This is a genomic window from Pseudomonas sp. IT-P258 (assembly GCF_949767825.1).
GTDB classification, from domain to species: domain Bacteria; phylum Pseudomonadota; class Gammaproteobacteria; order Pseudomonadales; family Pseudomonadaceae; genus Aquipseudomonas; species Aquipseudomonas monachiensis.
Genome location: NZ_CATKPU010000098.1, coordinates 1 through 22451, shown reverse-complemented (window position 1 = coordinate 22451; position 22451 = coordinate 1). Strand labels below are relative to the sequence as shown.

At 58.8% G+C, this 22451-nt stretch carries 22 protein-coding genes and 4 tRNA genes; 7 read left to right on the top strand and 19 right to left on the bottom strand.

Annotated features, from left to right (window positions below; translation table 11 throughout):
- Positions 1-66 precede the first annotated feature (66 nt).
- The 4 genes from ACM6G4_RS26100 to ACM6G4_RS26085 all read right to left on the bottom strand — a co-directional run bounded on the left by ACM6G4_RS26100 (position 67) and on the right by ACM6G4_RS26085 (position 3234).
- Positions 67-846 carry an ABC transporter permease gene (locus ACM6G4_RS26100; protein ID WP_414914907.1) on the bottom strand — a complete coding sequence of 260 codons (780 nt, stop codon included), beginning with the start codon at positions 844-846 and terminating at the stop codon, positions 67-69.
- Positions 843-1775, bottom strand: a complete 933-nt coding sequence (locus ACM6G4_RS26095) for an ABC transporter ATP-binding protein (RefSeq protein ID WP_056727238.1) — start codon at positions 1773-1775, stop codon at positions 843-845. Before ACM6G4_RS26095 ends, ACM6G4_RS26100 begins: the two co-directional genes overlap by 4 nt.
- Positions 1776-1907: 132 nt before the next feature.
- Entirely contained in the window at positions 1908-2531 is a 624-nt protein-coding gene (locus ACM6G4_RS26090) for a glutathione S-transferase family protein (RefSeq protein ID WP_409078935.1), read from the bottom strand.
- A gap of 43 nt (positions 2532-2574) precedes the next feature.
- The gene (locus ACM6G4_RS26085; RefSeq protein WP_056727240.1) at positions 2575-3234 is read right to left on the bottom strand and encodes a transglutaminase-like domain-containing protein; all 660 of its coding nucleotides are present in this window, start codon (positions 3232-3234) and stop codon (positions 2575-2577) included.
- Between the two features lie 204 nt (positions 3235-3438).
- On the opposite strand from ACM6G4_RS26085, the gene ACM6G4_RS26080 reads away from it, so the two are divergent.
- From ACM6G4_RS26080 to ACM6G4_RS26060, 5 genes are all read left to right on the top strand, one after another.
- Positions 3439-5886: an acyl-CoA dehydrogenase gene (locus ACM6G4_RS26080; protein ID WP_414914906.1), complete on the top strand. Its 2448-nt coding sequence runs from the start codon at positions 3439-3441 to the stop codon at positions 5884-5886.
- A gap of 74 nt (positions 5887-5960) precedes the next feature.
- Positions 5961-6368, top strand: a complete 408-nt coding sequence (locus ACM6G4_RS26075; RefSeq protein WP_056727242.1) for a PA2817 family protein — start codon at positions 5961-5963, stop codon at positions 6366-6368.
- Positions 6369-6981: 613 nt separating this feature from the next.
- Positions 6982-8205: a type II and III secretion system protein family protein gene (locus ACM6G4_RS26070; RefSeq protein ID WP_056727244.1), complete on the top strand. Its 1224-nt coding sequence runs from the start codon at positions 6982-6984 to the stop codon at positions 8203-8205.
- Positions 8206-8324: 119 nt separating this feature from the next.
- Positions 8325-9038 carry a hypothetical protein gene (locus tag ACM6G4_RS26065; RefSeq protein ID WP_414914905.1) on the top strand — a complete coding sequence of 238 codons (714 nt, stop codon included), beginning with the start codon at positions 8325-8327 and terminating at the stop codon, positions 9036-9038.
- An 18-nt stretch (positions 9039-9056) separates the two neighbouring features.
- Entirely contained in the window at positions 9057-9332 is a 276-nt protein-coding gene (locus ACM6G4_RS26060; RefSeq protein WP_414914904.1) for a DUF3613 domain-containing protein, read from the top strand.
- Positions 9333-9545: 213 nt separating this feature from the next.
- Here ACM6G4_RS26060 and ACM6G4_RS26055 read toward each other — a convergent pair whose 3' ends face one another.
- From ACM6G4_RS26055 to ACM6G4_RS26005, 11 genes are all read right to left on the bottom strand, one after another.
- Complete coding sequence (locus tag ACM6G4_RS26055; RefSeq protein ID WP_414914903.1) at positions 9546-10508, bottom strand: type II secretion system F family protein; 963 nt, start codon at positions 10506-10508, stop codon at positions 9546-9548.
- Positions 10509-10537: 29 nt separating this feature from the next.
- Positions 10538-11524 carry a type II secretion system F family protein gene (locus tag ACM6G4_RS26050; RefSeq protein WP_414914902.1) on the bottom strand — a complete coding sequence of 329 codons (987 nt, stop codon included), beginning with the start codon at positions 11522-11524 and terminating at the stop codon, positions 10538-10540.
- Positions 11521-12963 (bottom strand): CpaF family protein, encoded by a 1443-nt coding sequence (locus ACM6G4_RS26045; protein ID WP_414914901.1) that lies wholly within the window; start codon positions 12961-12963, stop codon positions 11521-11523. Before ACM6G4_RS26045 ends, ACM6G4_RS26050 begins: the two co-directional genes overlap by 4 nt.
- A 3-nt stretch (positions 12964-12966) precedes the next feature.
- On the bottom strand, positions 12967-14187 hold the full coding sequence (locus ACM6G4_RS26040) for an AAA family ATPase (protein ID WP_414914900.1): 1221 nt from the start codon (positions 14185-14187) through the stop codon (positions 12967-12969).
- Positions 14181-14675 carry a TadE/TadG family type IV pilus assembly protein gene (locus ACM6G4_RS26035; RefSeq protein ID WP_414914899.1) on the bottom strand — a complete coding sequence of 165 codons (495 nt, stop codon included), beginning with the start codon at positions 14673-14675 and terminating at the stop codon, positions 14181-14183. The genes ACM6G4_RS26040 and ACM6G4_RS26035 overlap by 7 nt, the downstream gene beginning before the upstream one ends.
- Positions 14675-15154: a TadE/TadG family type IV pilus assembly protein gene (locus ACM6G4_RS26030; RefSeq protein WP_414914898.1), complete on the bottom strand. Its 480-nt coding sequence runs from the start codon at positions 15152-15154 to the stop codon at positions 14675-14677. The genes ACM6G4_RS26035 and ACM6G4_RS26030 overlap by 1 nt, the downstream gene beginning before the upstream one ends.
- Before the next feature lie 8 nt (positions 15155-15162).
- Positions 15163-16509: a Tad domain-containing protein gene (locus tag ACM6G4_RS26025; RefSeq protein ID WP_414914897.1), complete on the bottom strand. Its 1347-nt coding sequence runs from the start codon at positions 16507-16509 to the stop codon at positions 15163-15165.
- A 75-nt stretch (positions 16510-16584) separates the two neighbouring features.
- A complete protein-coding gene (cpaB, locus tag ACM6G4_RS26020) occupies positions 16585-17418 on the bottom strand; it encodes a Flp pilus assembly protein CpaB (protein ID WP_414914896.1) in 834 nt (277 codons plus the stop codon).
- A gap of 15 nt (positions 17419-17433) precedes the next feature.
- Positions 17434-18762, bottom strand: a complete 1329-nt coding sequence (locus ACM6G4_RS26015) for an AAA family ATPase (RefSeq protein ID WP_414914895.1) — start codon at positions 18760-18762, stop codon at positions 17434-17436.
- 2 nt (positions 18763-18764) lie between these two features.
- A complete protein-coding gene (locus ACM6G4_RS26010; protein WP_414914894.1) occupies positions 18765-19295 on the bottom strand; it encodes an A24 family peptidase in 531 nt (176 codons plus the stop codon).
- Positions 19296-19324: 29 nt separating this feature from the next.
- Positions 19325-19519 (bottom strand): Flp family type IVb pilin, encoded by a 195-nt coding sequence (locus tag ACM6G4_RS26005; RefSeq protein WP_414914893.1) that lies wholly within the window; start codon positions 19517-19519, stop codon positions 19325-19327.
- 406 nt (positions 19520-19925) lie between these two features.
- Between ACM6G4_RS26005 and ACM6G4_RS26000 the strand changes: the two genes are divergently transcribed.
- A complete protein-coding gene (locus ACM6G4_RS26000) occupies positions 19926-20795 on the top strand; it encodes an AraC family transcriptional regulator (RefSeq protein ID WP_056727272.1) in 870 nt (289 codons plus the stop codon).
- Positions 20796-20853: 58 nt separating this feature from the next.
- Here the strand turns inward: ACM6G4_RS26000 and ACM6G4_RS25995 are convergent.
- The 4 genes from ACM6G4_RS25995 to ACM6G4_RS25980 form a co-directional block, all read right to left on the bottom strand.
- Positions 20854-20929 (bottom strand) — tRNA-Gly (locus ACM6G4_RS25995).
- 3 nt (positions 20930-20932) lie between these two features.
- Positions 20933-21008: transfer RNA gene (locus ACM6G4_RS25990), tRNA-Glu, on the bottom strand.
- Between the two features lie 104 nt (positions 21009-21112).
- Positions 21113-21188, bottom strand: a tRNA-Gly gene (locus ACM6G4_RS25985).
- Between the two features lie 2 nt (positions 21189-21190).
- Positions 21191-21266, bottom strand: a tRNA-Glu gene (locus ACM6G4_RS25980).
- 385 nt (positions 21267-21651) lie between these two features.
- Between ACM6G4_RS25980 and ACM6G4_RS25975 the strand changes: the two genes are divergently transcribed.
- On the top strand, positions 21652-22410 hold the full coding sequence (locus ACM6G4_RS25975; RefSeq protein WP_056727275.1) for a hypothetical protein: 759 nt from the start codon (positions 21652-21654) through the stop codon (positions 22408-22410).
- Positions 22411-22451 lie beyond the last annotated feature (41 nt).

The following is a 22451-nucleotide window of genomic DNA, read 5'->3' as shown; positions in this document are numbered from 1 at the left end:
TTTTTTTGCGGTGGCTGGGCTGACGCCATCGCTGGCAAGCCAGCTCCTACAAGGGTTTGCTGCGGGTCAGGTACGCATCCCGCGTCCACTCACCAGCAACCGCGCACTACCGAGATACAGCACCACGGTCGCAACCAGCATGAAGGCGATGGCCACGCTGATGCGGATATCCGAAACGCCAAGGATGCCGTAACGGAACGCGTTGACCATGTGCAGCACCGGGTTGGCCATGGACACGGTCTGCCAGAACGGCGGCAGCAAGGTGATCGAGTAGAAGACCCCGCCCAGGTAGGTCAGTGGCGTCAGCACGAAAGTCGGAATGATAGAAATGTCATCGAAGTTGCGCGCAAACACGGCGTTGATGAAGCCCAGCAGCGAGAAGATCGTCGCGGTCAGCACTACCACCAGAATGGTCACGCCCAGGTGATGCACCTGCAAATGGGTGAAAAATAGCGACAGCAGAGTCACGATGATCCCCACCATCAACCCGCGCAGCACACCGCCCAGGGTGTAGCCGATCAGAATCGTGTGCGGCGACAGCGGTGAGACCATCAGTTCTTCAATGGACCGCTGGAACTTGCTGCCGAAGAAACTCGACACCACGTTGCCGTAGGAGTTGGTGATCACCGACATCATGATCAGTCCCGGCACGATGTACTCCATATAGGTGAAGCCACCCATGTCGCCGATCTGCCGACCGATCAGATTACCGAAGATCACGAAGTACAAAACCATGGTGATCGCGGGTGGCAGCAGGGTCTGCGGCCAGATCCGGGTGAAACGCCGGACTTCACGGTAAACGATGGTGTTGAGGGCAACGAGGTTGGGGCGCAGCTCGGAACTCATACTGCCACCTTCGACAGATTTTTCTCCACCAGGGACACGAACAACTCCTCGAGGCGATTGGTTTTGTTACGCAGGCTCTGTACTTCGATGTTCTGCTGCGCCAACTGGGTGAACAGCGCGGTGATGCCCATGGACTTGTCCACCTGGACTTCCAGGGTGTGGCTGTCGATCAACCGGGACGGGTAGCCGAGCAACTGCGGCGCCACTTGCAACGTGTTCTTCATATCCAGCAGGAAGGTTTCTACATGCAATTGGCTGAGCAACTGCTTCATGCTGGTGTTCTCGACGATGGTGCCGTGGTCGATGATGCCGATGTTGCGGCACAGCTGTTCAGCCTCTTCCAGGTAGTGGGTGGTGAGGATGATGGTGATGCCTTTCTGGTTCAGCTCGGTGAGGAAGCTCCACATCGAACGACGCAGTTCGATGTCCACCCCGGCGGTCGGTTCGTCGAGGATCAGCAGGCGCGGTTCATGAACCAGCGCGCGGGCGATCATCAGGCGACGCTTCATGCCGCCGGACAGCGAGCGTGACGGCACGTCCTTCTTGTCCCACAGGCCGAGCTGGGTCAGGTACTGTTCGGCGCGTTCCTTGGCGATTTTCGCCGGGATGCCGTAGTAGCCGGCCTGGGTCACGACGATGTCGAAGGTCTTTTCGAACTGGTTGAAGTTGAATTCCTGAGGCACCACGCCGATGGAGCGCTTGAGCTGCGCGGGATTCCTGTCCAGGTCGTGACCGAAGATATTCACCGTGCCGCTGGTCTTGTTCACCAGGGTCGAGAGAATGCCGATGGTCGTGGATTTGCCGGCGCCGTTGGGGCCGAGCAAGGCGAAGAAGTCACCTTCGGCGACATCCAGATCGATACCACTCAGGGCCTGGAAACCGTTGCCGTAGGTTTTGGTTAGCTGCCGGATGGACAGAGCGGAACTCATATCTGATTTACGCACCAAGAAGGGAAGAAAGGAATAAGTATGGGCGGCGGCGAACAATACAACCGCAGCGAACTGGCACAATGGTGCTTGTCGCCGCCACACAAGTACAGTCAAGCGTGTCGATAGTGAGTATTAAGTCAACGCGGTCATGACCGCCTTTTGATACGCCGGACGCTGTTTCAACCGCGCGTACCAGGCCTCCAGATGAGGTTGCGGTGCACGCTCGATCGGCATTTCGAACCAGGCATAAATGAAACTGCCCAGGGGAATGTCACCCATGCCGATCTCGTCTCCGGACAGGTAGGGTGTGGCGGCCAGCGCCTGATCGGCCATCGCCAGCAACGTGTCGCATTCCTTGATCGCCGCCTTGATGGCGGGCCAGTCCTGCTGGTCTGCCGGGGTACGCAGCACACCCCAGAACACAGTACGGAACGGGCCGGCAAAGCTCGAGGTGGTCCAGTCCATCCACTTGTCGGCAGTGGCGCGGGCCTTTGGATTTTTCGGGTACCAGGCCGTGTCGTCAGCATGCAAGGCCATCAGGTAACGCACGATGGCGTTGGATTCCCACAACACAAAACCGCCGTCTTCAATGACAGGCACGCGACCATTGGGATTCATGGCGCGGTACTCGGGCGTATCGACGACACCAAAGGCGCCACCGGCATCGATAGCCTCGTAGGCCAGTCCCAGTTCTTCGGCGGCCCACAATGGCTTTCTGACATTCGACGAGTTTTTCCGACCCCAGATCTTCAGCATGACCGCCTCTTTTTCGGTAAGTGGGCAGGCAGCATACGCCGGATCAGGCGCGACTCAAATCGCTCTGCATGTCGCCCAGCAGCGGTTGCTGTTGCTCACCGAACAGGTGCGGATAGCACTTTTCCAGGTGTTCGAAAAAGAACGTTTCAGGTACGTCGGCGAACTGGCCGTGATCGACGAGGTACTCCATCAGCTTCGCGCCATCGCGGTTGAAGGGATGGAAAACGCTGTCGTTGACCCCGTCGAATTCCAGCGGCGCCACATTGAACAGGTCGCAGAGTTTGCGGTTGAACGCTGGTGTCGCCTTGACCCAGCGATCCTGCAAATAGAATTCGGTGTAGCCATGCATGGCGAACATGTCGCTCTTGAGCAATTCGAGCAGCCGTGGCGTCGACAGATGATTGCGCACATCCGCCAGGCCGATCCGTGCGGGAATCCCGCAATGCCGCGCCGCACCTGCCAGCAGCGTGGCCTTGGGCACGCAGTAACTCTCACCGGTCGCCAGCGCATAACTGCCGCGCAAGGTCTGCGGATCGCGACTGAACGTGTACGGGTTGTAGCGCACCGCTTCGCGCACGGCGTAATAGAGACTGATCGCCTGCTCCAGCGGATCGCGACTGACGCCACGGTGTTGTTCGGCGAACTCCACGACGGACGGATGGTCACTATCGATGAAGCGGCCGGGACTCAGATACTCGTGCATCAGAATAATCTCCTGGGGAAGCCTTGAGTCTAACGAGGGCTTCAGCACAGAGATAACGACGTTTCGGCCAAACATGGGCGCTTTGCCGCTTGCTCGATGAACGCTTTTCCCACGATTCCAATCACATCGCTCCAACCAGCCTGTTTCGCGGATGCCGTCTAAGCTCTGTGGGCTGGTTCGCCCTGGTTTCACGGAGGAATGAATATGCTGTTGTTGTGGATACTGGTTCTGCTGGTCGCAATTGCCTATTTGGCTCACCGCCGCATCGCCCCGATGCCCGCCCTAATCATCGTGGCCGTCTATGTCGTGGCCATGGGCGCTTTCAGCCGCGCGCCGGGCTGGTTGCTGTTGGTTTTCTGGGTGTTGATCGCCGCCGTCGCAGCCCCCCTGTTGCTGCCCGACCTGCGCCGCAAATTGTTCAGCGCGCCGATGTTCAACTGGTTCCAGAAAACCCTGCCGCCGATGTCGCAAACCGAACGCGATGCCATCGACGCCGGTACGGTCTGGTGGGACGGCGAACTGTTCAGTGGTCGTCCGGACTGGAACAAACTGCTGTCCTATCCCAAGGCGCAATTGAATGAAGAGGAACAGGCCTTCATCGACGGGCCGACCGAAACACTCTGCGCCATGGTCAGTGAATGGCAGCTCGGTCAAACCATGGACCTGCCGCCGCAAGCCTGGACCTTCATCAAGGACAACGGCTTTTTCGCCCTGATCATCCCCAAGGAGTTTGGCGGCAAAGGCTTCTCCGCCTATGCCCACTCGCAAGTGGCGATGAAACTGGCGAGCCACAGCGGCGACCTCGCCTCCACCGTGATGGTCCCCAACTCCCTCGGCCCGGCCGAACTGTTGCTGCATTACGGCACCGACGAACAACGCAATCATTACCTGCCCCGCCTGGCGCGCGGCGACGACATCCCGTGTTTTGCCCTGACCGGTCCGCTGGCCGGCTCCGACGCCGGCGGCATGCCGGACTCCGGGGTGATCTGCAAAGGTCAATGGGAAGGCCAGGAAGTCCTCGGCCTGCGCCTGAATTGGGAGAAGCGCTACATCACCCTCGGCCCGGTGGCCACCCTCCTCGGCCTGGCCTTCAAGGCCTACGATCCGGATCACCTGCTGGGCGACAAGGAAGACCTGGGCATCAGCCTGGCGCTGATTCCGACCGACACCGCCGGTGTCGACATCGGCCGTCGGCATCTGCCGTTGGGCGCGGCTTTCATGAACGGCCCGAACTCGGGCAAGGACGTGTTCGTCCCCCTGGAGTTCCTCATCGGCGGCCAGGAGATGCTCGGCAAAGGCTGGATGATGCTGATGAACTGCCTGTCGGTCGGGCGTTCGATTTCCCTGCCGGCGGTGGGCTCCGGCATGGCCAAGTTCACCAGTCTGGTCACGGGCCAATACGCCCAGGTTCGCGAGCAGTTCAATGTGCCGATTGCTTCGTTCGAAGGCATCCAGGAAGCCATGGCCCGCATTGGTGGCAATGCCTGGATGATGGACGCCGCCCGCATGCTGACCGCCAATGCGGTCGATCTGGGCGAGAAACCGTCGGTGCTGTCGGCGATTCTCAAGTATCACCTGACCGAGCGCGGCCGCGACTGCATCAGCGATGCCATGGATGTGCACGGCGGCAAGGCGATCATCATGGGGCCGAACAATTACCTCGGTCGCAAATGGAACGGCGCGCCGATTTTCATCACCGTCGAAGGTGCGAACATTCTTTCGCGCAACCTGATGATCTTCGGCCAGGGAGCGATTCGCTGCCATCCCTTCGTGCTCAAGGAAATGGCCCTCGCCGGCCGCGAAGACAAGGATCAGGCACTCAAGGAATTCGACGACCTGCTGCTCAAGCACATCGGTTTTGCAGTGGGCAACGCCGCCAGTACACTGGTGCTCAATCTCGGTTTCGGGCACCTGGAACACACCCCGGGCGACAAGCTCAGCCAGGGTTATTTCCGTGCCCTCAACCGTCAGGCCGCTGCATTCGCCCTGCTCGCCGACCTCAGCATGATGTTGCTGGGCGGCGCACTGAAACGTCGCGAACGCCTGTCCGCACGGCTAGGCGACGTACTGAGCAACCTTTACCTGGCGTCCGCCGCACTCAAGCGCTACAACGATCTCGACTCACCGCAGTACATGACACCACTGCTGAGCTGGGCCATGGAAGAAAGCCTGGGCCAGGCGGAACGGGCCATGGATGAACTGCTGAGCAACTTCCCGAACAAAGTCGCAGGCTGCCTGTTGCGAGTGATCGTGTTCCCGTTCGGTCGCCGACACAAAGGGCCATCGGACAAACTCGGTGCCGAAGTTGCCGGGGTAATTGGCCGCGCCAAGGGCGACCCGGCACTGGAGGAAGTGCTCCTGGGTTGCTACCGCCCGCAAGCGAGCGACGATCCGGTCGGTGCATTGCAACACGCCTGCAATCTGTTGAGCGCCGCACAGCCGTTGCAGAAGAAGTTGCATGTGGCACTCAAGAGTGGCCAGGTCAAAGCGGTGGCCGGCGAATCGGTGATCGATGCCGCCCTCGAGGCGGGTGTATTGCAGTCGGTGGAGGCCCAAACCCTGCGTGAAGCCGAGGCGGCCCGGCGCAAGGTGATCGATGTCGATGACTTTGACCAAGAGGCCTTGGCACTGGCCGAGGGAAAAGTCCGCTGATCCCGTCAAGCATGTAAAAACGGGCGCGGGCGCTTTATACTCCCGCGCCCGTTTTGCTCTTGAGGACTTATCTCGTGTCCAACATCGTTGCCGATCATCTCGTTTTACTCGACCACCTGCGCAGCATCCTGGTCGCCGTAGGTGAGGCCGAGCAGGTTCCCGAAGAAAGCCATGCCTTGTTCCTTGAGCGCTTCGACGAACTGCTGGCGTCACTGCCGATCGAGCCGATCGAAAGCCAATACCTGGGCCAGGACATCCTGACTCAAGTCATTTCCCGTTATCCGCAAATCGCCCACCTGATTCCACGGGATCTACTGTGGTATTTCGCTGGTGACTGCCTGCACTACTTGTCCGATGAAGAAATCGACCTGTATCAGGCACTGGAAGAACGCCGCTTCGAAGCTGAACAGAACGACGAACCTTTCGACTGGAACCAGGAAAAGCAACTGCTGGCGCTGTCGAACCAGGACAGCAAGCACTGATTGAAGATCATTGATGCCAAAGGCCCGCATGCTTGAGTATGCGGGCCTTTTTTATTGCCTTGAGCGTAACCCGCCAGTTTCAGGCAACCGCACCGTGCTGCGACCTTGCCCGCCCCCCTCACCCGCCTGCCTGAATCCAGCCTTTGCATCAAGGGTTTTGTTTAAATTCATGGCACTTTGGTTTGATTGAACTACCTTCAAACTACAAGAAGTCATAACGGCTCGAGTTTCCACGTTAGCTTCAGTGATCAGATAGCGGATTGGCAAAAGGAGTTACCTCACCATGATCCTGGCAAGCGTTTTCCGGCTCTGTTCCTGTATTGCCGATTTGTTTCAGGGGAAACCAGGACAGCAGACAGTGCCATCCCCAGGCGCGGGTATCGCTCTGGCGCGCAGTCCAGGTTACCGAATCACTGAAAACCGTTTCAGCAAAGGTCGCTCGCTATCCAGCCAGATCAGCGAATGGCGCCCGCTCGTGTGTAGCACGCAAGGAATAACGCCTGGGCCATGGATGAGTGGTCTGGCGCATTGGGGGGGATAGTCCGATCCCCATGAAGTGATCCGAGACAACTCTGTCAGCCTAAAGATGGCCTATCCAGCGAGGATGTACTTGATGAGCTTTCGTACCGAGCCCGCTTTCAAGCGAATTATCCATGGCCTGTTCTGGATGGGCCTCAGCGTGGATGCGGCTCAGGCCGCGCCAGCCAATTGCCCGCAGCTGGACAATTGGCCGACAACGTACGAGGTCGGTCAGGGACTGCAGAATGAACTGCGCAGCCCCGTTCCGGTAACGCAACTGGCGGTGGGTGACCCGAAAATTGCCGACGTGCAACCCAGCGGCAACAACGCGTTCATTCTCACGGGCATTGCACCGGGAACCACCAGCCTGATGGTCTGGACCGCCTGTTCGAAAACGCCGCGCCAAAGCATGGTGTTCGTCAAGGGCAAGGCCACGTCGGCGCTGACCAGCGTGCCGTCGGTGCCTTCCGACGACCCGCTGCTGCCGAGCCAGGTGCAGACTGATGTCCGCTTCGTTGAAGTCAGCCGGACCAAGCTCAAGGAAGCCTCCGCCTCGATTTTCGGCGTCCGGGGCAACTGGCTGTTCGGCTCGCCGAGAACCTTGCCCACCATCGGCGGCATAGTCACGCCGGCGATACCGGTGAGAAACGACCAGTTCAACCTCACGTTTGCTACCGGCAGTACCTTGGTGGCGATCAACGCGCTGGAAGGCAGCGGTTTCGCCTACACCCTGGCGCGACCAAGCCTGGTTGCGCTCAGCGGGCAGAGTGCGAGCTTTCTGGCCGGCGGTGAAGTACCGATTCCAGTGCCCAGTTCAGGCAGCGATAACGTGTCCATCGAGTACAAGGAATTCGGTATACGCCTGACCCTGACGCCGACCATCGTCGGGAAAAACCGTATCGCACTGAAGGTGGCGCCGGAAGTCAGTGAACTGGACTTCACCAACGCCGTAAGCATCGCCGGCACGATAGTCCCGGCCCTGACCGTGCGCCGTACCGATACCAGCATCTCCCTGGCCGACGGCGAAAGCTTCGTCATCAGCGGCCTGATCAGCACCCACAACGACTCCCAGGTGAACAAGTTTCCGGGGTTGGGCGATATCCCGATTCTGGGCGCGTTTTTCCGCGACAACACCATCAACCGTGAAGAGCGCGAACTGCTGATGATCGTCACCCCGCATCTGGTCCAGCCATTGGCTGCCGATGCACCACTACCGTCATTGCCTGGCGAGCAGCTGCGCAATTACGACCCGAACTTCTATCGCATGTTTTTCCTGGAAAATGGCGACTTCGACAGTCTCAGCGGGCTCTCGCAATGAAACGAAGCCTGAACCGCACTGACCTCGCCCTCACTCGTAACGGTGACTTTGAACGCTTGCCGGGCCAGCTGTGCTGCCATTGGCCAGGCGTTCAACGTGTTGTAGCCAGGGGACATTCAATGAAAGCAGTCATTGCAATAGCGGCGACATTGATGCTCGCAGGTTGTGCCAGCAATGGCCTGTCTTCGCGACCGGGTAGCTGTGCCAAGCCCGCTTCAGACCAGGAACTGACCCTGAACCTTGCCGACAACATGGCCAGCGAAGGCCGCTTGTATGCCAGCCTGGCGAATCTGGAAGGTTTGCCCGATAGCGTGGTCCAGGTTCGCCTGCGCAAGGCTCGGGTGCTGCGCTTGATGGGGCGTAACTCGGAGGCGGAGCCGTTGTATCAAAGCTTGCTCGGCACCTGTCTGGCGGCTGAAGGGGAACATGGCCTGGGCCAGTTGGCCGCCGCCAGAAATGATAACGCCACCGCTACCACTCACCTTGAGCGTGCGGTGTGGATGGCCCCCACCGACGACAGGATGCGAAATGACCTGGGGGTCGTCTACCTCAATCAACGACGGATCCCCGAAGCACGCATTGAGTTCATGACCGCCATGGAGCTCAAGCAGGCAAACACACTGGCGGCACTCAATATGGTGACGTTGCTGATCTATCAGGATAACTGGAAGGCGGCAGCCGAACTCGTGACCCGCGCCGACTTGAGCCCCAAGCAAGTCGTAGAGGCTCAAACCCGCGCGGAAAAACTCAAGACCTCCGCCAAAAAAGTGGTGGCCTCCGAGGGGAATCGCAAGACTGAGGTAGCCGATGCCTCTTCCAGTGCGAACAAGTAGAACGTACGAGGAGTCGAGATGAATACCAAAAGGCTGTTGATCGTGTGCATGGCTTGCCTGTCCACCAGTGCCTGGGCCATTGGGCCGGGGCCCTCCTCGCCGTATCAACAAGGCACCGAGCAGTGGTTGCAGCTGCAGATTCGCGGTGTGGTTGCCTCCCCGCACCTGCAAACCGCCTCGGCCACCGAACGTGACCTGGCCATGCAGCGCTGGCTGAACAGTTTCAACTTTCCGATTCCGGAATTTTATGACCAGGATGCAGCGGGAGATTTAAGCGTCAGCGGCGGCAACTGAGGCATATCGATGGGTGATCAGCCTCTGACGTAGTCCAGAGTGGCCTGGCTGCAAAGCCGGGCTTGACGTCGTGTGCAGGAAGTCAGAAGTATCTACACATAGTCGACTCTGGCCGGATTAGCCTGAAACAGATGTGTAGATCCTTGTCAGAAAAGTGCAGATCAGGCTCGGGTGGCAAGGCCATCGCACTCGACAGCCTCCCGCCGTTGGACCTTATCCGAATGCTCTGATTACCCCGATCAGGGGAGGACCTATGGCTACCAGGAAGAAGCTCGGCCACAGGCAGAAAATCAACGGAAATACCAGCTTCGTACCGACTTTCGCTCCCATCTCTTCGGCGGCTTGCGTACGCCGGTCACGAAATTCATCGGCATAGATACGCAGGGTATCGGCCACGCTGGTGCCGAAGCGGATACTTTGCGCCAACAGGCTGACCAACCCTTGCACATCATCCAGCCCGGTGCGCACAGCCAGTTGCTTGAGCGCTTCGGTACTGGGAATGCCGGCACGGATTTGCGCGTTGACCAGTGCCAGCTCTTCAGCCAGTTCAACCTGACTGACCGACATTTCCTCTGCCACCCGCTCGATGGTCTGCGGCAATGCCAGACCCGACTCCACGCACACCACCATCAGGTCCAAGGCATCTGGAAAGGCGGCACGCAGGCTGCCCTGCCTGGTCTTCTTGCGCTTATCGACATACATCGCGGGCAACAACCACCCGGCAGCAGCAATCATTGACACCAGCAACAACCCCATGTTCAGAGAAAGCCCGGAGAACATCGGCAGCAACAACAGCGCAAGGCCAACCGAAATCAGTGGTAGCAGCAAGCGCACCGCCCAGTACATCTGTACCGCCGAGCGCGAGCGGAAACCGGCGTGCATCAACAGGATTTGGGTGGCAGATGCCCGAGCCGCCTCAGTCGAGCCAAAGCGTTGACCGACCCGTTCCAGTAATAACTGCAGATTACCTGGCGAGTCCTGCCCGGCGACATTCCCTGAATAACCGCGTTTGATAAGTGCCAGACGACGCTGTACCGGATCCTGTAGCCCCAATACCAGCAACATCACGGTAACGGCCGCGAGTACCGTACTCAATCCGATGGCACCGACGAACAACATACGCGCCAGCTGCGTATTGCCCACCACCTGACTGAACAACCCGAGCAAATAGTCCATGACCTGCACCTCCACGAAACGAATTCCACTCAAACCTGTATCCGGATGATTTTGCGGATCCAGAGAATCCCGAGCAACATGGCGCCGAAAGCCCCGATGATCAGCTTTTGACCTGTAGGATCATTGATCAGCACAGGCAAGTAGCTGGGGGTTGTAACCAGAATCGCCGCAGCGAGCACGAAGGGAATGGCCACCAGCACCCAAGCCGATATACGTCCTTCGGCCGACAAGGTTTTAATCTTGCGTTGGAAACGGAAACGCCCGCGAATCAGGCTACTCAGACGTTCCAGCACCTCGGTGAGATTACCGCCGGTCTCGCGATGGATGAGGATCGAGGTCACCAACATCATCACCGTCATGCTTGGCATCCTCTCCAGCAGGCCGAGCATGGCCCGGCGCACATCGTTGCCATAGTTGATATCGGAAAAGGTCAGGCCGAACTCATGAGCCACTGGCCCTTTGTGCTCCTCGGCCACCAGGCGCAAGGTTTCGTTGAAGGGGTGCCCGGCGCGCAGAGCGCGGCACATGGCATCCAGCGCATCCGGCAGGCCTTCCTCGAACTCAGCGAAACGCTTGCTACGGTCACGAGATATTTTCAGCATGGGTAACCAGAAAACCGCGAAACCCGCCACCAGCGCCATCCACCAGACTGACGAAACCATCCAGACCAGGATACCCACCCAGCCCCCCAGTACCAGCCCGAGCAACAATACCCGATAGGCTCGGTACTCGTGCCCGGACTGCTCAATCATCTGCGTCAATGTTTCCATGAAGGGCAACTGCTCAAGCCTGGCCTCCAGTGGCGACAAGCGCGTCAGGTATTTCTGCCTCAATACCGTTTGCATGTTGGGTAGATGGTTGGCTTTCTCCATTACATGCAAGCGGCTGCGGATGCGCTTGCGCATCTTGCCGGCCTCGCCGAATACCGGCACCGCCACGCCCTGGGACAGGAGGAAGACGGCGATAAACACCATGCCAAGGAACATCAGAATGAATTCACCGGGAACCTGGTTCATGACTGCCGCCCCTCCATCCATTCAGGCCTGAACATCGTAAGCGGCAACTCGATGCCGCGCTTGGCAAGCACATCGCGGAAGGCGGGGATCATGCCGCTGGGCCGGTAATCACCCAGCACTTCGCCGTTTTCGCCCAAGCCATGGCGCGCGAAGGAGAAGATTTCGGTCATGGTGATGATCTCGCCCTCCATGCCGTTGATTTCCTGCACGCTGACCAAGCGACGTTTACCGTCCTCCTGGCGTTCCAACTGGATGACCACATCGATGGCCGAAGCAATCTGTTGACGCATGGCCTTGATCGGGAAGGTTGCCCCGGTCATCGACACCATGTTCTCGACCCGCCCCAACGCATCGCGCGCGGTGTTGGCATGGATCGTGGTCAACGAGCCGTCGTGGCCGGTGTTCATCGCGGTCAGCATGTCCAGCGCCTCGACGCCGCGCACTTCGCCGATCACGATGCGGTCCGGGCGCATCCGCAGGCTGTTGCGCACCAACTCCCGCTGGCTCACCTCGCCGCGCCCTTCGATATTCGAAGGCCGGGTTTCCAGGCGCACCACATGGGGCTGCTGCAGTTGCAGTTCGGCCGAGTCCTCGATGGTAACGATCCGCTCGTTGTGCGGAATGAAACTGGACAGGACATTGAGCATGGTGGTCTTGCCGCTGCCGGTACCGCCGGAAATCAGCACGTTCAAGCGCCCACGGACAATCGCCTTGAGCAGCAGGGCAATGGCCGGGGTCAACGTCCCTACCTGGATCAGGCTGTCGGTATTGAGCAGGTCCACCGCAAAGCGCCGAATCGACATGCTCGGGCCGTCGATGGCCAGTGGCGGGATAATCGCGTTGACCCGCGAACCATCCTTGAGCCGGGCGTCCACCAAGGGCGAAGACTCGTCGATACGCCGCCCCAGGCTGGAAACGATACGGTCAATGATGTTCAGCAAATGCTGATCATCGCGAAAGCGCACATCGGTGCGTTGCAGTTTGCCGAAGCGCTCGACATAGACCGAGGAAAAGCCGTTGACCAGGATGTCGGACACGCTGTGATCAGCCAGCAACGGTTCCAGGGGGCCAAGGCCGAGCACCTCGTCGGTGATCTGCTTGATGATCAACTGGCGGCTGGAAGTACTCACCGGCGCCGAATACTCATCGAGCAGGCGCTGGCAAATATCGCGAATCTGCCGCGTGGCCTCAGCCTGTTCAAGGGAGTCCAGCAGGGACAGGTCCATGACCTTGAGCAACTGCTGGTAGATCTTTTCTCGCCACTCGGCTTCCACCGGGGTGACCTGTGTTCTGGTTTCGTACATGACATCCGGGATTGCGTGCTCCCAAGCCATCAATTCATCTGCCGGATCCGGCTGGTCACCGTCCAACGGGGTCACCGACGATGAGGCGGTTTTACCGGACTGTTTGCGCAAGCGGTTACGAAAGTCGCTGATCATGGGTCATCCCCCGAAAAAACGGTTGAAGGCGCGTTTGAGTAAGCTTTTGTTCTCGGCAGCCTGTTGACCGATCAGGTTCTCGGTCATGTCGCGCAGTGCAGCAGTGATCGCTGCCTTTGGCGCATGCAGCCCCAACGGCACGCCAGTGTTCTGGCTCTGGCTGACTAGGTTGAAGTCATTGGGTAATTTCGATAGGTTCGTGCAGCGCAGCGCCTCGCCGATATCCTTGAGACTGACCGCTGCCGACTTGTCATAGCGGTTGACCACTATCTGCAATTGATCCCCACGCACGCCCAGGTCTTCGCGAAGAATCCGCACCAGGGAGCTGGCATCGCGCAGATGGCTGACGCTCTGCTGCACCACCACATACACCCGGTCCGCCTGTTCCAGAACGGAGCCGGTGAGGTGGTCGATCTGCCGTGGCAGATCGATCACTACCCAGTCATAGCTGGCGCGGGCCAACTGCAACAAGGTGTCAAGTTGCTCGGGTTGGGCATCCTGCGGCAGACACAGCTCACCGGCCCGGCCACCCAGCACATGCAAGGTCGGGCTGAAGTGGCTGCAAAAACCCCGTAGCGCGACACTGTCCATGCCGTCGATCTGATGCAACACCTCAAGATGGCTGTGGGTTTGCGCCACATCCAGGTAATGCGTCACGCTGCCAAATTGCAGGTCCATATCCAGCAACAGGGCACTGCCACCCTTCATGCTGAGCTGCTGAGCCAGGTTGCAGGCCAGCATGGTGCCGCCGGATCCGCCCTTGGAGCTGGTCACGGCGATCAATTTGCCTTCAGTCCCACTGCCGTTGCGAACCTCCATGACCAGACGATTCAAGGCGGCGACCAGTTCTGTCTCGGCTACTGGCTCGGGCAGCACGTCACGGGCGCCGGCCTGCATCGCCAGGCGCATGCCTTCCTGTTCGCTTAGCAATCCGCACACCAGCATCGGTGGACGCTCATGGGCCGGGCGCTGTAACAAGGCTGCCAATTCATCACGCCACAGGTGGCTGACGCGCAACAGCAACAGATCGGGCATCCGGTCCAGGCCATAGAGCGGGTCGACATGCCCATTGCTCACCAGGCGAGTGCTGACCTCAAGGCTGGGCATGCGTTGGCAGACGCTTTGCAGGTCGCGCAACGACGTGGCATCACGGCTGCTGATCAGCAACCGTAGCCCGGCTTTGCCGGTCGAGGCAGAGAGTGGAGTGTCTTTGGTGTTCAGCATGGCGTGATCTCCCCGGAATCGGAATGACGCCCGAGGCTTTCGCGTGGCAAGGTTGCCCTGAATACAGGCAGGGTAATGGGCACGCCGATCCCGGGAATGAACAGATTGAAAACGAAGTTTTGCAGACTCAACCGGACATAGCGGATGGCACGAAAGCCGTTGGCGCTGACTGTGTCAGCGGGGTTGGCCACCAAGGCACCGTTTGTGTCCAGATAGGTCAATGTCAGGTTGGTGGTGGCCAGATCGCCGATCATCTGGCTATTACCTGCATCGCTCGCCGCGTTGAAGATCGCCCGCCGCAACACCACCGGATCGCTGATATTGCACACCGCTGCCAGACGCGTACCACGACGCACGGCTTCATCCAGCGCATTGACTGTAAAGTACAGACGGCCTATTTCCACTACACCGAACAACAGCATGAACATCAGCAGACCAATGAAGGCGAACTCCACGGTATAGGTGCCGCGCATGTGTTTTCTGTTCATCACAGCGCCCTCATTACGGTAGTGGCGACCAGCGGAATGCTCAGTGCAATCTGATTACCAAAAAAACCGGGAAGCGATCCGGTGCAGTTGCCAGCGCCAATTACCGGGCAGAACGTGTAAGTGATGGTGACCCGCACATGGTCAGTACCCACTGCTGCAACCACTACGTTTGCGGCCGTTAACCCAGACACCACAGGCGTGCCTGTCTGGCTGGGTACGCCATACACCGCTACATTTTTTGTCTGGGTCTGCAGCGTACTGCTCAGGGCAACCATGCCAAGCGTTGAGTTCCAGGCCTGACTGGCGACAAATCGGTCGGCGTCGCGACTGGCCTGCAGCAATACGTTGTACTGGTAGAGCATGCGGCCGAACTCACCGAAGGCCAGCATCAGCAACAGTAATACCGGCAGGACGAGGGTGAACTCGACTATGGCCAGGCCTTGCTGGCGCTGCGGATGCTTATATCCGTGAAGTCTCATGACACCTCCTACGAGTCAGTGCTCGGAGTACCGCTGCCGTTGATATAGGTTTTGTAGAGTTGGATGATCTGCGGGCCGGAATCGGTCGACGGCGAGGGACCGGCTACATTGTCGCCTTCGCACTCGCGCACAAACTGGCCGAAGATCTGCGCTTGCGTGCCGCCGCCATCCATGGGCTGCACCACGAAATAGCAGCCAAAGCCCAGGACAGGGATCGTGGTTGAACCGCCCTGTTTGCCGGTGCAGTCACCAACGACGATTTTCAGCATCCGGCGCTCGAATACCCCACCGCCCTGACAACCACTGCCGGACCCCGCTACACAGGCGGCAACACTTGCCTTCCAGTCGTTGTAGTCCAGTATCGCGTTGCTGCCCGCAGTGAGATTGCCACCACTCGAGATGACGGGTTGCCCCTGGTACAGCGTCTGCGCCGGGGTAACCGAGTCGTTGTAAGTGATCGCGGGATTGCTCGACGACGTCACCATGTCTGGCGGATAGTTCGAGGCACTGACCGGGCCGTTGTAGATGCCGAAGCGCGTATTCAAGCCTTGAGACGCAGGGCCGACCGTGTTGCCGGGCGAGGTCTGGACAGTCTCCCCCACATTGCGGCAAACCGAACCGCCACCGGCCAGGTCTTCTCTGACCGAACTGCCGCCCGAACCGAAATCGAGCAATTGGAAGTTGCCAGGGCCAATGGCGGAGGAATTGTTGGCAGCTGACTTCAACACCTGCAAATCACCAAACTGGAAGCCCCAGAACATGCCGGCGGCCGGGTTGTATTGAGTCGAGTCGCCACAGATCATCAACGGTGCGACATCACATGGGTTGGTGGGGCTGGGTCCGGCGGTGGCGATCGCCGCCACCGCTTTGGCTCCCAGGCCACCAGGGCCGAAGACCTGGGCGAAGTTCCAGAAAAAACCCGTCAGGCTATAGCTCGGTACCGAGACCCGAACGTACTTGGCATCCGTCGGCCCGGGATAGGAGAACGGTCCATAAACGCTGCTTGCCAGTTCCACCACTGCAAATGCACCGGCGTTACCGCCCACAGCCGTGGCCAGTTCGTTGTTGCCCGCAGCGTTGGCATTCTGTACCAGCGTATTGAGCGCAGCGGTGCGCGTCGTGCTGGCACTGTTGATGCCCCCCTCAACCTGGCTCAGGGTTTTAGCGCCACTCAGGGCAGCGGCGTCCACCGCATTCTGCAGGCGCGTCTTGTTCAGCATCATATGCCCGCCATCCAGAGCCAACGCCGCCATCATGGCCATCGCTGCCAACGCAATCACCATCAATGCACTCACCGATCCTTCCTGGCGCCTTGGCGTCGAAGTGAACGGCCGCTGAATACGAAGATTCATCATCAAGCCCTCGATTGCCGATACTGATCCGGATCGGCTCCGCCATGCCCCTGGTGCCCAGGTACCTGTTGCACACTGTCAGCGAATGTTGATTACTTTGGCTTCGGTCCCGCGGATAACGGTGATACCCGCGCCCTCGCCACTGCTGCGCTGTACCACGCGTTTTGGCGCCTCGGCGGTGGCCACAGCCATGGCCGGGGCAACAGGTGCAACAGGCGAGGCAGGCGAGGCAGGCGCAACGACCGCGGCTTTCTTCTCGAGGTTCAGCGGGTTGCGCAGCGCCAGTTGCAACTTGCCTTCCGTCTGCGCCGTGACCAGGGTTTCCGCTTCAGCGGCCGACATTTCTAGGGTCACTGCACGCACCACTACCGGTTGGGTCTTGTCGGTGCCCGCGGTCTGATCCACCGCCAGCACCCGCAAGTTCTCGAGGATGGTCCTGGACGTGGCGCTGTTACTGCCGGCATTGGTGGTTTTGGTCGCCAGTACATCGACCCGGTTACCCGGCAACAGGAATCCACCGACGCCGACCACATCGTCAACCCGTACCGAAATGGCGCGTTTATCAGGCGCAATCAAGGAAGCCAGGGTGCTGCCCCCCAGGTGTTCGCTCAGCCGTGCACCGCGCACGATGTCGCCCCGCAGAATGTCGAAGGTTGCGATCTTGCCCACGGCTTTTTCACTGGCATCGAAGGCATCGTCCGGGATCGTATCCATGGGCATGCGTACGGTCGTGACCTGCTGGGCCTCGACCATCTGCCCGAATGGAATCTCCACCGTGGCAACCACCACGTTTCGAAGGTGGTCATCCGGGCTGGCATTGAGCCGCGCGCTCAACCAGGAGTCGGCCATCCATGCAGCCCCAAGGCCCATGACCAGGGAAGCGCCTATCAGGGTAAGCGTACGAGAGCTCATGTCAGTATCTCCGTATCAAAGAAAGTTGAGCTGGACGAAGTAGTTGTGCCAGGCCCATTCCAACTCTTTCGGTGACAGTGGTCCGGAACCGCCCATGTAGCGCTGGCGATCGAGTGCCATGTTCAGGAGATCTCGGGGATGGCAAGGCACCAGGGGCATGCCTTCACTTGCATAAAGCCTTTGCAGCACATATCGCAGCAGCAGCGGGTCATAGGAAATGCCCAGACGTTCGCTTTCCTGACGCCAGATCTTTTCGTACTCCTCAGGCTTCAGGTAACCGAATTGCAGCTTGTAGCCAATCCGGCGAAGGAAGGCCTCATCGGCCAGCTCCAGGGGATTGAGGTTGGTGGAAAACACCAGGATCAGATCGAACGGCAACTCACAATGCCGACCACCGCCCAGGTTGAGGAAGTCGCGCTTCTCTTCCATCGGGACGATCCAGCGATTGAGCAGCTCGGCGGGAGCCATGCGCTGGCGCCCCATGTCGTCAATGATGAACAGGCCATTGCTGGCCTTGAGCTGCAAGGCAGCCTGGTATTGACGGGTGAAAGGGTCATAGCGAACGTCCAGCTGTTCCATGCTCAACTCGCCGCCAGTGATGACGATCGGGCGTTTGCAGCACAGCAGTCGACGGTCGATGCCTTCGTTGAGCATCAAAGTGTTCTGTTGAGCGTTATCATCGAGCCGCTGATGCACCTGCGGGTCATAGATCTCGATCACCGACTCGTTGATGACGATGGCATGGGGGACCCAGATGGCCTCGGCGAACAGACGGATCAGCCGACTGCTGACATACGTCTTGCCAGTACCCGCGGGGCCATAAATCATGATCGCGCGCCCGGAGTTCATCGCCACACCCAACTGATCGAGCATCTCCTCCGTGAGCACTACGCCAGCAAGGGCATTGCGCATATCGTTGGCGTTGATGCGACCATGGTGAATGGTCTGCAGTTTGATCAGGGACCGGTAGGTACTCACCGGGAAGGGTGCCGCGCCGATATAACCACTGCGCGACAAGGCATCGCGGGCAACACTGCGACCACGCTCGGTCAGGCCATAACGCAACATCTGCCCGCCCGTTTGACTTACTTGGCCGAGTACTTCGACACGGCCATCCTTGCGCAGAAACGCCAGGACCTCTTCAAGCACCGCGCCGGTCAGCGCCAGGCGGTCCACCAGCCGCGACATGTCCAGCACACCGGCATCAAACAGATGCTTGCACACCAACTCGCCGAGAAAACTGTCGGTCAGACCGGTTTCGCGGATTGTGCACGGCTGAGGAGCCAGTCGTTGCACTGCTTCCCGCTCATTGGGGAAGGCACCAGTATCAACCATGACGTGCATGACTAATCTCCCAACCCACTGGCAACGAGTTGCCAGTAGATGCTGCCCAGCGTGCCGAGCAAAATTGCAACAGCGTAAGGGAAGGGCTTGCCGGCCGCCTCGTCCGCACTCGGCGCCAGGTAGGCCCGAGCCCTCAGAATCAACCAATAACGCCCCAGGGTATGCAACAACTGACCGTGCACCAGCACAATCAGAAAACCGCACAGGCAACCGAACACCAGGCTGTATATCGCGGCCCATACTGCGTAGTGAACCGGCAGGAAGCTGCCGACCATGGCCATCAACTTGACGTCGCCGGCGGCCATGCCACCCACGGCATACATGGGCAGAAACAGCGCAAAACAGACCAGGATGCCCAACAGGCCGTCACCCACCCCGCTTATCCCACCTGAGTAAGCCTGACTGGCTAATCCCAAGGCCAGGCCTACGAGGATCAACAGGTTGGGAATGCGGTGGCGACGAATATCACTCACCACCGCTACGCCCAGCAGCCCTATCAGCAAACCAGTAGCCACCAGCTGCTCGATGGACATCACATCACCCCCACTCTCGGAAATTACCGTTACCGGCAGGTAGCACCACCAACGGCATTGCAAATCGCAGTGATTCGGGTGTGCACGTTCGTTCCGAGATCGGTGAACGCGAAGGCAACAAGTGCCGTAACCAACCCACCTGCCACCGCATACTCCACAATGGTCAGGCCGTCTTCGTCTTTGACGAACTTCACTACCGAAGCCTTGATTGTTTGCATGATCATTTTGCCCACCTCACTCGAATGTTGTTTTTTCTGAGGCAGTACTTTCTGCGCTGCCTGAGTGCAACACTAGTCAGGAGCAAGGCTTGGGCGTTAGGAAGATTTTGCGCATCGCTAGGACTTTTTTGCGGGGTGGCCAAATACGCAGCATTGGCCTTCGCAGCAGTAACAGGAGGGGTAAACAAGGCATTGAAACGCAAAGGCAATTGCCACTGACTCACAAGCGACAGGCGGTTCAACCCGGTTTTTTCGAAGACTCACGAGCAAACACTCGCCCTGGACAGCCTTCCAGGCAACCCATAGAGCGAATGGAACTAAAAACCGTCTTTTCTATCGGGATTAAATCTGCAAAGTGATAGCACATTGGCAATACTGGCGAAGAGAGTCACTAGAACCACCGAGTAGAGACATGACGTCCAATTTGACCAAAAGGCCATCGCTCCTGTGGTTCGATCTGACTCATGATCGGTCCACGAAAGAACTCGTCACGCAGTTCGAGGACGCCTGCGAGTGCAATCTGGCGAAAAACTCCGTGTTGCCCATCAGGGAACACGCAGACATGATCTGCGTCCATTTCGATCGCCCCGACACTCCAGGTTTGAAGCTATTGCTGGAGATCAAACGCACAACCCCCACCATCCCGATCACCATGTTCACCGTGCAGCACTCAGAGGAACTGGCTGTATGGGCCATGCGCTCCAGCGTCTGGGAATACATGGTGCTTCCGCTCTCGACCACCGAGAGGAAGCGTTACCTGACGGCAGTGCTGCAGCTCTGCGAGCTGCGCCGAAATGCCCACGGCCAGGGCAAGTCATCGCAGATCGACCACTCCCCGACTCTGCCGGACAGCATCCGGCTGACCTCAGGACACCAAAAACACCAGGCGTTGAGCAATGTCATGCTGTACATCGAACAGCACTTTCGTGACAGCATCGATCAGAGGGACCTGGCGCAGCGCTGCGGCATGACGACATTTCGCTTCAGCCGCCTGTTCAAGGAAGCCAATGGGCAGGGCTTCACGGATTACATCCTGGACAAGCGCATGAACTTCGCCAAAGACCTGCTCGACAACAGCCAGATGCCGATTACCAGCATCGGCTATGAAGCCGGCTTCAAGGATCCTTCCTACTTCGCCCGTGCCTTCAAGCAGTTCGCCAACTGTACGCCCAGCGAATACCGCCTGGCACGCCAACTCAAAGCGGCTGCAGCTGCGCAACAGGTGCAGGATGAGAAAACCACTGAAGCGCTCGAAAGCCTGGTACAAACCCTCAGCGGTTGATCCTGTTTTTTACGCGCAAACAAAAACGCCGCTCAATGAGCGGCGTTTTCGTTAAATATGGAGCGGGAAACGAGACTCGAACTCGCGACCCCGACCTTGGCAAGGTCGTGCTCTACCAACTGAGCTATTCCCGCAAATGGCGTCCCCTAGGGGACTCGAACCCCTGTTACCGCCGTGAAAGGGCGGTGTCCTAGGCCACTAGACGAAGGGGACACGCTACCCGGAACACATGGTGTGTGTTTCGGTGTCCAGAGCCGCATCCGAAGACTTGGTTCTGGTTTCACTCAGCCCTGCCCGAAAGCAACGCTGTTTAAAATTGGAGCGGGAAACGAGACTCGAACTCGCGACCCCGACCTTGGCAAGGTCGTGCTCTACCAACTGAGCTATTCCCGCATTGGCGTCCCCTAGGGGACTCGAACCCCTGTTACCGCCGTGAAAGGGCGGTGTCCTAGGCCACTAGACGAAGGGGACACACGTACAACATTCACTCCCTGCTTCGTTTCGCTGTGTGCTTTACGCTGCAAGTGGCGCGCATTCTATGGATGGATTGAGAGGTCGTCAACCCCCTGATATAAATTTATTTAAATCAATGACTTCGACCTGCTTTTGGGAGCCGTTGCGGTTTTTCCGCTGCCCGGCGTTTGACGCCTATATTCTGGCACCCGCCAAGACGTTATAGTCCACGGGGTGATGGCAATCTGTATATCGAGTGCCATCATTTATAGAAACGGGGCTCCGGCCGATATAAGTACAAGCATGTCCGATCCAACCCGTCGTGCGGGCCTGGGCGCTCAATTGCCAAGCCACCAGACTCCCATGCGTAACCTATAAAGAGGTCTTACCGGTGACGCCACTCATGATCACCCTGCTAGTTGTAGTCGGGATCGCACTGTTGATCGCCATTGGCTACATGAACCATGTGGTGGAAAACAACAAGCTGGAAAAGGCCCGTACCAAGATCGAGCTCAACGATCGCCTGCGACGCTGCGGCGAGATCACCGAGACATTCCCCGGCCAGCTGATGACCCCGGCCCTCAAGCTACTGTTGGCCCGTCTGGAACTGAACGTCTGCCAGCGCCTGCTCAACCTGGAAAAATCCAGCGCCAACCTCAAGGCGCGGATCGCCGAACTGGAGGCCCTTGTCGGCCAGGGTGAATCCATCCCGGTCAACAATCCGCCAGCACCGATCCAGACGGAAGCCAAGGCCAAGGATGTACGCTTCCTGCTCGAAGCCCTGCACGGCCAGATTACCCGTGCGGCACAGGACGGTTTCCTGCCCCCCAACGAAGCCAAGCGCTGGATTCGTGAAGTGCGCCACATCCTGGTACTGCTGCACATCGAGTTCTTTAACAACCTCGGCCAGCACTCCCTGCAACAGAACCAGCCCGGACAGGCTCGCCTGGCATTCGAGCGCGGCGTGCAATACCTGCGCAAACAACAGGACCCACAGGTCTACGCCGAGCAACTGGGGTACCTGGAAAAACTCCTGGCCCGCGCCAACGACCAGGTCATGGATCGCATCGCACCGGTCGAAGGCGAGGTCAACCAATTGACCGAAGGCCTCAAGGACGTCGAGGCTGATGCGGACTGGAAGAAGAAAGTGATCTACGACTGATCAGCGAAATCACAAAAGCCACCGAGAGGTGGCTTTTTTTG

Bases quoted from the DNA above. Each gene is read 5' to 3' on its own strand.
- ACM6G4_RS26055 (WP_414914903.1), bottom strand. From the start codon at position 10,508: ATGGACTATTTGCTCGGGTTGTTCAGTCAGGTGGTGGGCAATACGCAG.
- ACM6G4_RS26095 (WP_056727238.1), bottom strand. From the start codon at position 1,775: ATGAGTTCCGCTCTGTCCATCCGGCAGCTAACCAAAACCTACGGCAAC.
- ACM6G4_RS26010 (WP_414914894.1), bottom strand. From the start codon at position 19,295: ATGTCCATCGAGCAGCTGGTGGCTACTGGTTTGCTGATAGGGCTGCTG.
- ACM6G4_RS26035 (WP_414914899.1), bottom strand. From the start codon at position 14,675: ATGAACAGAAAACACATGCGCGGCACCTATACCGTGGAGTTCGCCTTC.
- ACM6G4_RS26070 (WP_056727244.1), top strand. From the start codon at position 6,982: ATGAGCTTTCGTACCGAGCCCGCTTTCAAGCGAATTATCCATGGCCTG.
- ACM6G4_RS26085 (WP_056727240.1), bottom strand. From the start codon at position 3,234: ATGCACGAGTATCTGAGTCCCGGCCGCTTCATCGATAGTGACCATCCG.
- ACM6G4_RS26005 (WP_414914893.1), bottom strand. From the start codon at position 19,519: ATGATCATGCAAACAATCAAGGCTTCGGTAGTGAAGTTCGTCAAAGAC.
- ACM6G4_RS26025 (WP_414914897.1), bottom strand. From the start codon at position 16,509: ATGATGAATCTTCGTATTCAGCGGCCGTTCACTTCGACGCCAAGGCGC.
- ACM6G4_RS26030 (WP_414914898.1), bottom strand. From the start codon at position 15,154: ATGAGACTTCACGGATATAAGCATCCGCAGCGCCAGCAAGGCCTGGCC.
- ACM6G4_RS26090 (WP_409078935.1), bottom strand. From the start codon at position 2,531: ATGCTGAAGATCTGGGGTCGGAAAAACTCGTCGAATGTCAGAAAGCCA.
- ACM6G4_RS26060 (WP_414914904.1), top strand. From the start codon at position 9,057: ATGAATACCAAAAGGCTGTTGATCGTGTGCATGGCTTGCCTGTCCACC.
- cpaB (WP_414914896.1), bottom strand. From the start codon at position 17,418: ATGAGCTCTCGTACGCTTACCCTGATAGGCGCTTCCCTGGTCATGGGC.
- ACM6G4_RS25975 (WP_056727275.1), top strand. From the start codon at position 21,652: ATGATCACCCTGCTAGTTGTAGTCGGGATCGCACTGTTGATCGCCATT.
- ACM6G4_RS26065 (WP_414914905.1), top strand. From the start codon at position 8,325: ATGAAAGCAGTCATTGCAATAGCGGCGACATTGATGCTCGCAGGTTGT.
- ACM6G4_RS26080 (WP_414914906.1), top strand. From the start codon at position 3,439: ATGCTGTTGTTGTGGATACTGGTTCTGCTGGTCGCAATTGCCTATTTG.
- ACM6G4_RS26100 (WP_414914907.1), bottom strand. From the start codon at position 846: ATGAGTTCCGAGCTGCGCCCCAACCTCGTTGCCCTCAACACCATCGTT.
- ACM6G4_RS26050 (WP_414914902.1), bottom strand. From the start codon at position 11,524: ATGAACCAGGTTCCCGGTGAATTCATTCTGATGTTCCTTGGCATGGTG.
- ACM6G4_RS26040 (WP_414914900.1), bottom strand. From the start codon at position 14,187: ATGCTGAACACCAAAGACACTCCACTCTCTGCCTCGACCGGCAAAGCC.
- ACM6G4_RS26045 (WP_414914901.1), bottom strand. From the start codon at position 12,963: ATGATCAGCGACTTTCGTAACCGCTTGCGCAAACAGTCCGGTAAAACC.
- ACM6G4_RS26015 (WP_414914895.1), bottom strand. From the start codon at position 18,762: ATGCACGTCATGGTTGATACTGGTGCCTTCCCCAATGAGCGGGAAGCA.
- ACM6G4_RS26000 (WP_056727272.1), top strand. From the start codon at position 19,926: ATGACGTCCAATTTGACCAAAAGGCCATCGCTCCTGTGGTTCGATCTG.